The sequence below is a fragment of the Corallococcus interemptor genome, assembly GCF_003668875.1.
In the GTDB taxonomy this organism is placed as follows: Bacteria; Myxococcota; Myxococcia; order Myxococcales; family Myxococcaceae; genus Corallococcus; species Corallococcus interemptor.
Window position 1 is genome coordinate 93,676 of the sequence record NZ_RAWM01000017.1, and the last position, 10,091, is coordinate 103,766.

9 protein-coding genes and 1 tRNA gene are annotated in these 10,091 nt (G+C 68.2%); 7 read left to right on the forward strand and 3 right to left on the reverse strand.

Annotated elements, in window-relative coordinates; genetic code table 11:
* Positions 1 to 2 precede the first annotated feature (2 nt).
* On the reverse strand, positions 3 to 239 hold the full coding sequence (locus D7X96_RS39940) for a SelT/SelW/SelH family protein (RefSeq protein WP_233609465.1): 237 nt from the start codon (positions 237 to 239) through the stop codon (positions 3 to 5).
* Positions 240 to 270: 31 nt separating this feature from the next.
* Positions 271 to 1,194: a LysR family transcriptional regulator gene (locus D7X96_RS09325; protein ID WP_121769511.1), complete on the reverse strand. Its 924-nt coding sequence runs from the start codon at positions 1,192 to 1,194 to the stop codon at positions 271 to 273.
* 88 nt (positions 1,195 to 1,282) lie between these two features.
* Here D7X96_RS09325 and D7X96_RS09330 point away from each other — a divergent pair, with 88 nt between their 5' ends.
* Together D7X96_RS09330 and D7X96_RS09335 are read left to right on the forward strand one after the other, a co-directional pair.
* The gene (locus D7X96_RS09330; RefSeq protein WP_244219507.1) at positions 1,283 to 2,299 is read left to right on the forward strand and encodes an MBL fold metallo-hydrolase; all 1,017 of its coding nucleotides are present in this window, start codon (positions 1,283 to 1,285) and stop codon (positions 2,297 to 2,299) included.
* A gap of 106 nt (positions 2,300 to 2,405) precedes the next feature.
* Positions 2,406 to 3,683, forward strand: coding sequence for an APC family permease (locus tag D7X96_RS09335; protein ID WP_121769513.1), 1,278 nt, complete (start codon positions 2,406 to 2,408; stop codon positions 3,681 to 3,683).
* Here D7X96_RS09335 and D7X96_RS09340 read toward each other — a convergent pair.
* Positions 3,680 to 4,204, reverse strand: a complete 525-nt coding sequence (locus D7X96_RS09340) for a GNAT family N-acetyltransferase (RefSeq protein WP_121769514.1) — start codon at positions 4,202 to 4,204, stop codon at positions 3,680 to 3,682. The two genes, D7X96_RS09335 and D7X96_RS09340, sit on opposite strands and share 4 nt — an antisense overlap.
* Positions 4,205 to 4,578: 374 nt before the next feature.
* Here D7X96_RS09340 and D7X96_RS09345 point away from each other — a divergent pair, with 374 nt between their 5' ends.
* The 5 genes from D7X96_RS09345 to D7X96_RS09370 all read left to right on the forward strand — a co-directional run.
* Positions 4,579 to 4,851: a hypothetical protein gene (locus D7X96_RS09345; protein ID WP_121769515.1), complete on the forward strand. Its 273-nt coding sequence runs from the start codon at positions 4,579 to 4,581 to the stop codon at positions 4,849 to 4,851.
* A gap of 3 nt (positions 4,852 to 4,854) precedes the next feature.
* A complete protein-coding gene (locus D7X96_RS09350; RefSeq protein WP_244219508.1) occupies positions 4,855 to 6,096 on the forward strand; it encodes an SMP-30/gluconolactonase/LRE family protein in 1,242 nt (413 codons plus the stop codon).
* 156 nt (positions 6,097 to 6,252) lie between these two features.
* Positions 6,253 to 6,326, forward strand: a tRNA-Arg gene (locus D7X96_RS09355).
* 631 nt (positions 6,327 to 6,957) lie between these two features.
* On the forward strand, positions 6,958 to 7,887 hold the full coding sequence (locus tag D7X96_RS09360; protein ID WP_199747237.1) for an RluA family pseudouridine synthase: 930 nt from the start codon (positions 6,958 to 6,960) through the stop codon (positions 7,885 to 7,887).
* 780 nt (positions 7,888 to 8,667) lie between these two features.
* Positions 8,668 to 10,091 (forward strand): Ig-like domain-containing protein (locus tag D7X96_RS09370; protein WP_440588241.1); only part of this gene is annotated, 1,424 nt, incomplete at its 3' end.

Below are 10,091 nucleotides of genomic sequence, written 5' to 3' on the forward strand. Positions count from 1 at the left end.
CGTCAGGGCTTCAGGGCGCGGAACACCGCGTCCACCACCTCCCGCTCGCTGGGGAACGCCAGGCCGGTCTTCTTGATGACGACCCGCCCGTCCACGGCCACCTCAAAGACGCCGGACCCGCCCTTCTTCAGCTCCACGTCCACTTCCAGCTCGTCCTTCAGCACGGCCGCCGCACGGGCAGCCTTGGGCAGGTAGCCTCAAGCGGTACAGTAGGTGATGGAGATCTTCGCGTCGGCCATGGTGTTCCTCCTGACGGGACAGAGCACCATCTCAGCTGTCATCGCGCCACAGGTTGGGCCGGCTTGCGAACAGCTCCGTCAACCAGTCGATGAAGACCCGCGCCCCGGCGCCCAGCTGGCGTGTGGGTGGGTAGACCAGGAACAAGGGCCGGGGTTCGGGCAGCCAGCCATCCAGCACCCGCACCAGCTCCCCGGACGCAACGTGCGGCTCCAATACGAAACGCGGCGCGAACATCACGCCCAGACCGGCGAGCCCCGCGGCCAGGTACGCATTGGTTTCGTTGAGCGTGAGCAGGCTTCGACCCTGGACCTCCAGCCGCTCGCCCTCGCTCATGAAGACGAAGGGGAGCTCCTTGCCGCTCAGCGACGAGAAGTAGCTGACCACCGCGTGCGTCGGTCCCGCCAGCTCCCGTGGGTGGAGCGGCGCGCCGTGGCGCTCCAGATAGCGAGGGGATGCGCACAGCCAATAGCAGAGGTCCCCCAGGTGCCTTGCCACCAGCGAGTCGTCCTTCACCGGACCTCCTCGAATGGCGCAGTCGACGTTGTCCGCGAGGAGGTCCACGACGCGGTCGCTCACGCCCAGCTCGATGTGTATCTGGGGATAGCGCGCGTAGAACGACGGCAGCGCGGGGACGAGCAGCAGCCGCGAAATGGTCCCGCTCGACTCCACCCGCAGGCGCCCCCGGGGACCGCGTCGTGACTGGGACAACGTGGCTTCGAGCTCCCGCACCTCGCCCAGCAACCGGAGGGCCTGCTGGTAGTAGATCATTCCTTCCGGGGTGACTGTCACGCGGCGCGTGGTGCGGTGCAGCAGCTTCACGCGCAGATGCGCCTCCAGCTGTTGGATCAGCCGCGTCACCGCCGCCTTCGGGCGTGCCAGCGCGTCGGCGGCCTTGGTGAAGGTGCCGGTCTCCACCACACGGACGAAGGCCTCCATCGCCGTGAACGTGTCCATCTGCCACCTCGGATTGTTTCAGCGGTGAAACGGAGTGTGTGAACGGCTCCCGTTTATCCCAGCGAAGGCGGGGCGTATCTCCTTGCGCATGACAAAGCCCACTGCCCGCGGTTCCTTCCTCTCTGTCTCTCGCGCCCTCACGCTGATGATGCTGACGGGTGCGCCACTGCTTCCTACCTCCGTCCATGCCGCCGCGCCCCAGGTCCGGACCCAGGCCCCTGGAGTCCATCGGCTGCTGCTCGGTGACTTCGAGGTCACCGCGCTCTCCGATGGCACCGTTCCCCAGACCGTGAGCGAGGTGGCGACCAACACGACGCCAAGGCAGGTGAAGGAGCTGTTGTCGCGCGACCACCTGGAGGATCCGGTCGAGGTGTCCATCAATGCCTTCCTCATCAACACCGGCACCGCGCTGGTGCTCGTGGAGACAGGCGTGGGGAGCTTCTTCGGCCCTGGCGTGGGAGGCCAGCTCCAGCAGAACCTCCAGGCGGCGGGCTACCGCCCCGAGCAGATCGACGTGGTGCTGCTGACGCACATCCATTCCGACCACTCGGGCGGGCTCATGGCCAGGACGGGCCGGGCCTTCCCCAACGCCATCCTCCGGGTGCACGCGCGAGAGGCGGGCTTCTGGCTGGGGCGCGATGACCGGACGAGGGGCTCGGTGGACCCGAAGTACTTCGAGGAGGCGCGGGCGATGGTGGGGCCGTACCAGGAGGCCGGGAAGCTGAAGGTGTTCGGGGATGGGGACACCCTCGTTCCGGGCATCCGGGCCATGCCGACCCCGGGACACACGCCGGGGCACAGCGCCTACGTCGTGGAGAGCCGTGGCGAGCGGCTGGTCCTGGGGGGCGACCTGATGCACTTCGGCTCGGTGCAGCTGCGCGAGCCCTCGGTGACGGTTGCCTACGACGTCGACGAGCGCGCGGCCGCGGCGCAGCGGGCGCGTACGTTCACGGAGGCGGCGAAGCGCGGCGATCTGATCGGCTTCGCGCACATGCCCTTCCCCGGCCTGGGCCGGCTGAGCGCGGAGGGCAAGGGCTACCGGTGGATCCCGCTCAACTACAGCTCCGGCCAGCGCTGGGAGGCCGCGAAGGCCAGGACGGAGTGAAAGGAGCCCGGCTTCTCTCTAATTCGCGGATTCGCCGCATCTGTGCTCCAGTGGGGTTCTCTTCCCCATGATCCCTGGACCCCCTTCGCCTCCTCCTGAGCCGGGCATGCGGCGCGCTGTATCGCGCTGGGAGATTGTCGGCTTCTCCATCAACGACGTCATTGGCAGCGGGGTCTACCTGCTGCCAGCGGCGGCCGCCGCGAACCTGGGCTCGGCCAGCACGGGCGCGGTGGTGCTCGCGGGGCTGGCGGTGCTGCTGCTCGTGCTCTGCTTCGCGGAGGCGGCCAGCTACTTCGACAAGCCCGGCAGCGCGTATCTGTACACGCGTGAAGCCTTTGGCGAGCGCGTGGGGTTCCAGGTCGGCTGGATGACGTGGCTGGCGCGCGTCTCGTCGGTGGCCTCGTTGTCCGTCGGCTTCTCCCGCGCGCTGGGCTTCCTGTGGCCCGCGGCGAACTCGGGCGTGGGCCAGGGCCTGGCCATCGCCGTGCCCCTGCTCGCGCTCACCGCCATCAACGTCGTGGGCGTGAAGGGCGGTGCTCGCACGGCGGTGTTCCTCGCCGTCACCAAGACGGTGCCCTTGCTGGTGTTCATCGCCGTGGGTCTCTTCTTCGTGTCCGTGCCGCTGGCGACGTCCGTGGCGCCCAGGGAGGGAGGCAACCTGGGGGCCGCGGTGCTCCTGCTGCTGTTCGCCTATGCCGGCTTCGAGAACACGGCGGCGCCAGCGGGTGAGTTCAAGAACCCACGCCGCGACGTGCCCTTCGCGCTCATCGTGCAGATTGGCGTCGTCACGCTCATCTACACGGCGGTTCAGTGGGTGGCGCTGGGCACGTTGCCCGGGGTCGCGGACGCGCAGACGCCGCTCGCCAACGCCGCCGCGCGGTTCCTCGGGGGCTGGGGTGGGCTGCTGATGACGGTGGGCGGGGTGCTGTCCATCCTGGGGACCAACAGCAACACCGTGCTGGCCGGGCCGCGCTACCTGTACGCGCTGGCGCAGGACGGCTTTGGTCCGGCGGCGCTCGCCACGCTGCACCCGCGCTACCGGACACCGACGGTCGCCATCCTCACGCAGACGGCCATCGCGCTGCCCCTGGCGTTCTCCGGCTCGTTCGAGGTGCTGGCCACGCTCTCCGTGGTGGCCCGGCTCGCCACGTACTTCGGCACGGCCCTGGCGGTGCCCGTGCTGCGCCGCAAGCTCCAGGCACCCGCGAACGCGTTCCGCATCCCGGGTGGCCCCGTGATTCCCTTCGCCGCCGCCGCGCTGTGCGTGGTGTTCGCGCTGAGCGCGGAGCGCGAGAACCTCATCGCCGGGGCCGTCGCGCTCGCGGTGGGCTTCGTGCTCTACCGGTTCCAGCGCAAGCCGGACGGGAAGGCGGCGCTCGGCTAGGGGCGCCGCTGCTTCAACGCCTCCACGATTTCAGGATCCGCGTCGGTGCCCTTCCAGATCAGGAGGTTCTGGATCCGCGCTTCGCTCTCCGGGACGTGAATCATCACGAGGTGGGTAATGCCGGCTTCGTCGAACTCATCGCCGACAGGCATCCAGCCAAGCTTTTCGTAGAAGCCGAGCGCCGAGATCTGCGCGTGCATCATGGGCAGATGGTTTGGATAGTGCCTTTCGGCGTAATCCATCATGCATTCCATGAGCACGCGCCCGGTCCCCTTCCCTCGCTCTTCCAGCAGGGTCGCGATTCGTTCGAACTTGACGAACGAGCCATAGGGCCTGAGCCGGCCCGTCGTGATGCCCTTGCCGTTGAGGGTGACCAGGAAGTGCTTGCTGACGGTCTCGAACTCGTCCAACTCCATGTCTTCTGGAACGGCCTGCTCTTCAACGAAGACCTTCAGCCGGATATCGACGCAGGCTTGAAAGTCAGCGTCATTGTCGACGAGCTTGCAGCGTCTCGTTTCCATTTCAAGAACCTCCCGTCAGCGTTGAGAGAGCGCGAGCCTTGCGCCGAACGCGCCGGTCCATCGTCTTCATGCTTGGAGCCACCCTCGGGCGTCATGTAGGCGACCCTGTACTTCCGATTCATCTTCAAGCGCTTCTTCGTCTTCGACATAGGCCCTCGTCAGTGGCCTGCCTGACTCTCTGCACCCGTTCGCCTCCCTCTGTGGGCTTCCGGCGGTACAGGCATGTTAGCCTCCCCCGCAGTGGAGCGAACTGGGAGCAAACGCAAGCTCCCACAGGGGGAACCTTGCGGCGCGTATACCAACGTGTCAGCAGCAGGGAGCCTTCGAATCCCCAGCCTGGGTCCGCGGTCCAGCGTGTTAACGAGTTGCAGGGGATGATGCGCGAGGGAAACCAAGTCATCTTCGACAATGTCTTTCCCAAACTCCGGCAGCTCCTGCTGGGTAGGCCGGTCACCGGCCGCGCCGCGCTTGAGTGGGACATCCAGCCCTTCAGCCAGCCGGAGAAGAACCGCCTCCACACTCCGGCGTGGAAGCGCATCTTCATCCTTGTCTGCGATGACAGCACCATCGTGGACGCCGTCAACGACCTGGGCCTCCGGGAGCCGCTGCGGTCGCAGTGGCTCACCGAAGAGCGGAGCTGGTTCTGAGCCGTGGCGTCGCCTGCTCGTCGCAGCGGAGCAGCGCCGGTTCGGCCCCTCGGGCCCCTGGCGCTGCTGGCCGTCCTGATGCTGGCCGCGGGGTTCCTGCTCTGGCGTCGGCTGTCTCTTCCTCGTCCACCATCGAGCGATATGGACCTGGCGCATGAAGTCGAGCAGAAGAACCGCACGGGCCACGAGGCCGCCGAGGCGGTGACGGCCACCCGCGAGGGCTTCGCCGTGGCGGGTCACACCCACTCCCGGCGGCCCGGCACATCTCAGGCATGGGTGCTGGACTTCGACGGCACCGCGCCCCGCCCGCGCTGGGAGCGCACCCAGGGTGAGGGACCCGGCAGCCATGCCCGGGCCCTTTCCCCCCTCCCAGGAGGAGGACTCGTGGTGGTGGGCGAGGTGGAGGTGGCGAGAGACCAATTCCAGGCCTGGGTGCTCGCACTGAACAGGGATGGGAGCCCCCGCTGGGAGCGCACGCCAGGAACCGGGGGCATCAACGGGCTCACCTCGGTGGGGGTGCTTGATGACGGCACCATCGTCGCTGGCGGCGTCCAAGGCGGGGCGGGTTGGCTCCTCTGGCTGTCACCGGATGGCCAGCCGCTCGGCGAGACACGGCTGGAGAAGCTTGAGCGTGTCACCTCGCTGGCCGTACTGCCGGGCGGGCGCCTCGCGGTGGCGGGGACGGCGGAGTCCTCCACCACGGGGCTGGGCACCTCCGCGATACTCGTCTTCGAGGCGGACAGACAGCCCGCGTGGGCCTGGTGGCTGTCAGCGGAGCGCCGGGGAGAACTGGCCGCGCTCGCCGCCATGCCGGACGGAGGGCTCGTCGCGGCGGGCCGGACGAGCGCGCCGGGGTCTCCGGACTGGGGGCTGTGGGTGGTGCGCCTGGACGCGAAGGGCCGCATCCAGTGGGAGCACCTCCCCGAGGACGCCACCGTGGAAGCGGGCCATGCGGTGACGGCGCTACCGGACGGAGGCGCGGCCGTGGCGGGCGACTCGCTGAAGGGCCTGGCGGACCGCGATGCGCGAGTATGGCGTCTGGGCCCCGACGGCGCCGTGCGCTGGCGGAAGTCCTACGGAGGCGGCCGGCAGGATCTCGCGCGCGGCATCACCCGGCTGGCGGACGGCGGCCTCGTTGTGGCGGGCTCGACGATGTCCCGGGGCGCGGGCAAGACGGACCTCTGGGTGTTCCGTGTGTCCGCGGACGGGGACCTGTCGTGGCAGGAGACCTTCGGAACCCCGTGAAGGTGCTGTCAGGTGAGGCGAAAGGCGAGCCCACCACAACGAGGCCGGCGAAGCCCCTTCAAGACTCCCACGGGACTCCCAGTCCGATAGTGCCCCCTCCCCCACGCCCTCGTTGCGAGGAGAACTCGCCCTGGTATAAGGCGGTTGCGTCGCTTCGACCCCGTAGCTCAGTTGGATAGAGCGGCGGTTTCCTAAACCGCAGGCCACAGGTTCGATTCCTGTCGGGGTCATCGCCCTGCTTCCAGCCCCACGGAAGCAGGGCGTCTTTCTGTCCGGTGGCGTTCAACGGCGTTCAGGCGGGTTCGCTGGATTGGGTACCCGTTTGGTACCGGGTTTGCCCCTCCTGAAGCGCTGCCTCGGTCGCGCCTCGAACCCCTGAGCAGTCAGGGGCTCCAGGCTTCACTCAAACCCATGGGAGCCCCTCCGTAGCGTGAGCCCTGGCGAGGTGTGGATGGGAAGGGCAGGCCGAGGAGCGCGGGCGGGAGTACCGGCGCAGGCAGCCGGAGGGGACAGTGGTGTACGAGCCGGTGAGGGAGAACCTGGCCACGCTGCTGGAGAAGGCGAGCGAGGCGGGGGGCTGGCACACGGCTTCGCGCGGGTGCGCTGCGAGAGTTGCAAGGACGAGCTGCTCGTCGCCTTCTCGTGCAAGGGGCGAGGGGTGTGTGTGTCCCGCCTGCAACGCGAAGCGAGCGCACGTCACCGCGACGCACTTGGTGGAGAGCCGACCACGCGAGAAGACATGCCCCCAGTCTCCAGGGACGCCCCGGAACGAACGAAGCAGGCCCCCACTCGCGGGACGGTGCCCACCCCGACTGCGCCCCCGGGGCTGTCACTTCCGCCTGGGGCTCGTAGAGTGCTCGGGTGACGTCCCCACCTGATGACTCTGGCCGCCTGAATGACGGCTATGTGTACCGCGAGCGGATTGGCTCCGCCTCCGTGGGGCGCACCGCGCTTGCCCACCTGACGGGCGCGTACCGGCACTCCATCGAGGAGGAGTGGCGTGCTCGCTTCGCTCGCGGTGAGGTGCGGCTGGAGGGCTCCATCGCGACCGGCGATGAGGTGCTGCGGGGCCACCAGGAGCTCTGCTGGCACCGGCCGCCCTGGCGGGAAGGGGAGACGCCAGACAGCTTCGAGCTGGTGTACGAGGACGCTTCGCTGCTCGCGGTCATCAAGCCGAGCGGGCTGCCGACGATTCCCTCCGGCGGCTTCCTCAAGAACACGCTGCTCTCGTTCGTGCGGCTGCGCTGGCCTGAGGCGTCCGCGCTGCACCGGCTGGGGCGGGCGACCTCGGGGCTGGTGCTCTTCTCCCGCACGCATGACGCCGCCGCGAAGCTCTCCCGCGACTGGCGCGAGGGTGACGTGGAGAAGCGTTACCGGGCGCTCTCGGACGGGGTCGCGGCGCAGGCGTCCTATGACATCCACACGCCCATCGGGCTGGTGCCCCACCCCCTGCTGGGGTCGGTGCACGGTGCGACCGAGAAGGGCAAACCGTCACACAGCCACGCGGAGGTCCTGGAGCGGCGTGACGGGCAGACCCTCTTCGCGGTGCGCATCCACACGGGCCGCCCCGAGCAGATCCGCATCCACCTGGCGTCCATCGGCCATCCGCTCACGGGTGAGCCGCTGTTCGCCTCGGGAGGTCTGCCTCGCGAGCGCGAGCCTGGCCTGCCCGGAGAGGGGGGCTATCTGCTCCACGCGGAGACGCTCGCGTTCACGCACCCGCTCACGTCGGAGCGCCTGCGGTTGCACGCGCCACCTCCGGCCGCCTTGCGGATGGCGACGGAGACCTGAGCACCGGGCCTTGTTTGAAGCTCATGCTCCGCGTCCCTCAAGCAGGTGCGGAGGAGGCGAGCGAGGCGCCCCAGGCAGCGGTCAGGAAGGAGAGGACGCCGCGAGTGGACTGGGCAGATTTGCTCAGGAGGACGTTCGACTTGGACGTGTTCGTCTGCGTGAGGTGTGGAGGCAGGCGGCGGGTGCTGGCGTATGTGTAGGCAAGAGGTGGAGTGCGAGCGATTCTGGAGCACCTGGGCCTGCCCCCGGCAGGTGCGAGGCTGGCCCCGGCGCGAGGGCCCCCCAGAATGCGTGGTGTTGAGGCTCAAGCCGCTCCAGCCAAGAGAACCAGGCCCCTGCCGCGCACCCCATGGGAAGGCGGCCTGGGCCGACGTGTATCCCAAGTGGCTGCGTAGCTTCTCCACCCGTCTGGCGTACTGCCCGGCGGCCCCGTCAGCGGCCCTCCTCGGCTCCTGCGTTCCAGCCCTCCCTCTCAACATGGCCTTTATCCCGCCTATGATCACGCGGGTCACCATAGACACTCCACGGGTCTGCTTCACCCGGAGTTGAAATCAAAATTACAACCCATAGAGTCCGTCTCCCCAACCAATGGCAGATCAACCATGGGGGGTTGCGCTGTGTTCATGCAGCGGTCTGCCTTCCATCCCGTGAGGGCTCATGCATCCTCGAGGCAGGACGTGGCTGTTGTGTGTCGCAGTGTCACTTTGCGCGGCGCTTGTCGGCTGTGCGGGCGACGATCCCATGGTCATTGAACCCACGGGCAGTGCCCAGATTGGTGTCATGTCCCAGGAGCTCAACACCTCCGAGGTGACTCGGGTGGAGCTGACGGTCACGGGCTCGGGCATGACCACGGTCACCACCAACCTGGACAAGACCGGGGCTCAGTGGGGCGGCGTGGTTGGCAACCTCCCCGCTGGGACGGCCAGGACCTTCAGCGCCAAGGCGTACAATGCCTCCAACACTGTCATCTACGCGGGCGAGGTGACGAACATCACCATCACCGCGGCCCAGACGACCTCCGTGCTGCTGCTGCTCCAGCAGAGCACTGCCCCCACCCCATTCGTGAACAGCGCGCCGAAGATCACCGGCGTCACGGTCTCACCCGCCCAGGTCGAACCCAACAAGCCGGTGACCCTCGCCCTGACCGCCACCGACGCGGATGGTGACACCCTCGTCTATGCTTGGACAGCCACGGGGGGAGCCTTCAGCAACGCCGCGGTCTCCAACCCGACCTGGACCGCGCCCGCGACTCAGGGAACGTACACGTTGAGCGCCACGGTGAACGACGGCAAGGGTGGACAGGCCGGCATCTCGCTCCAGATCGCGGTCGTGACCGCCACGGGGAGCGCGAACGTCACCGTCACCTTCAACACCTGGCCGGTGGTGTCCCAGATCACCGGAACGCCTTCGGGGCAGGTGGCCTCGGGCGGCGTCGTGACGCTGGATGTGTCAGCGTCGGATTCCGATGGGGATTCGCTGACCTACGCCTGGACGGATGATTGCGGCGGCGTCTTCGCTGGCGCGGCCAGCAAGAGTTCCACCTGGACCGCGCCCTCGACGGCTCCCTCCAGCGGCAAGTGCAAGACCAAGGTCACCGTGAGCGACGGCCGTGGAGGAAGCACGACGGGCGAGCTGACCCTCAACGTGGGCTCGGTGGGAGTCCCCAACTCGGCCCCGGTCATCGACACCTCCTACCAGTCCAGCGCGACGGTCAAGTCGGCCGCCACGGTGCGCCTGTACGTCACGGCGCATGATCCGGAGAACACCGCGCTGACCTTCACCTGGAGCGCGACGGGTGGCGTGCTGGGGACACCTACGACGACCACCGGCAGGAGCGAAGTCGTCTGGACAGCGCCCACGACTCCGCAGACCACCACGAACTACACCGTGACCGTCCAGGTCCAGGATGCCAATGGTCAGAAGAAGTCCCAGGAGTTCGTGTTGCAGTTCCCCGTCTGCACGAAGGTCGTGACCTCGGTCCTGAACAGGACCAATCCCTTCGGAGTGCCGCTCTTCATCACCTACCAGCTCGTGGGCGGAGGCGGCGGAGGCAACGGCTCCACGACGGGGGCGAAGGGCGTGAGTGCAACCGGCACATTCACCCTGGGGGCTTCTGAAGGCCTCGACGTCATCGTGGGGGGTGGAGGCGGCATGGGCTACTACGGGTCGTCCCAGGGCGGAGGGGGCGGAGCCGGGTATTACGG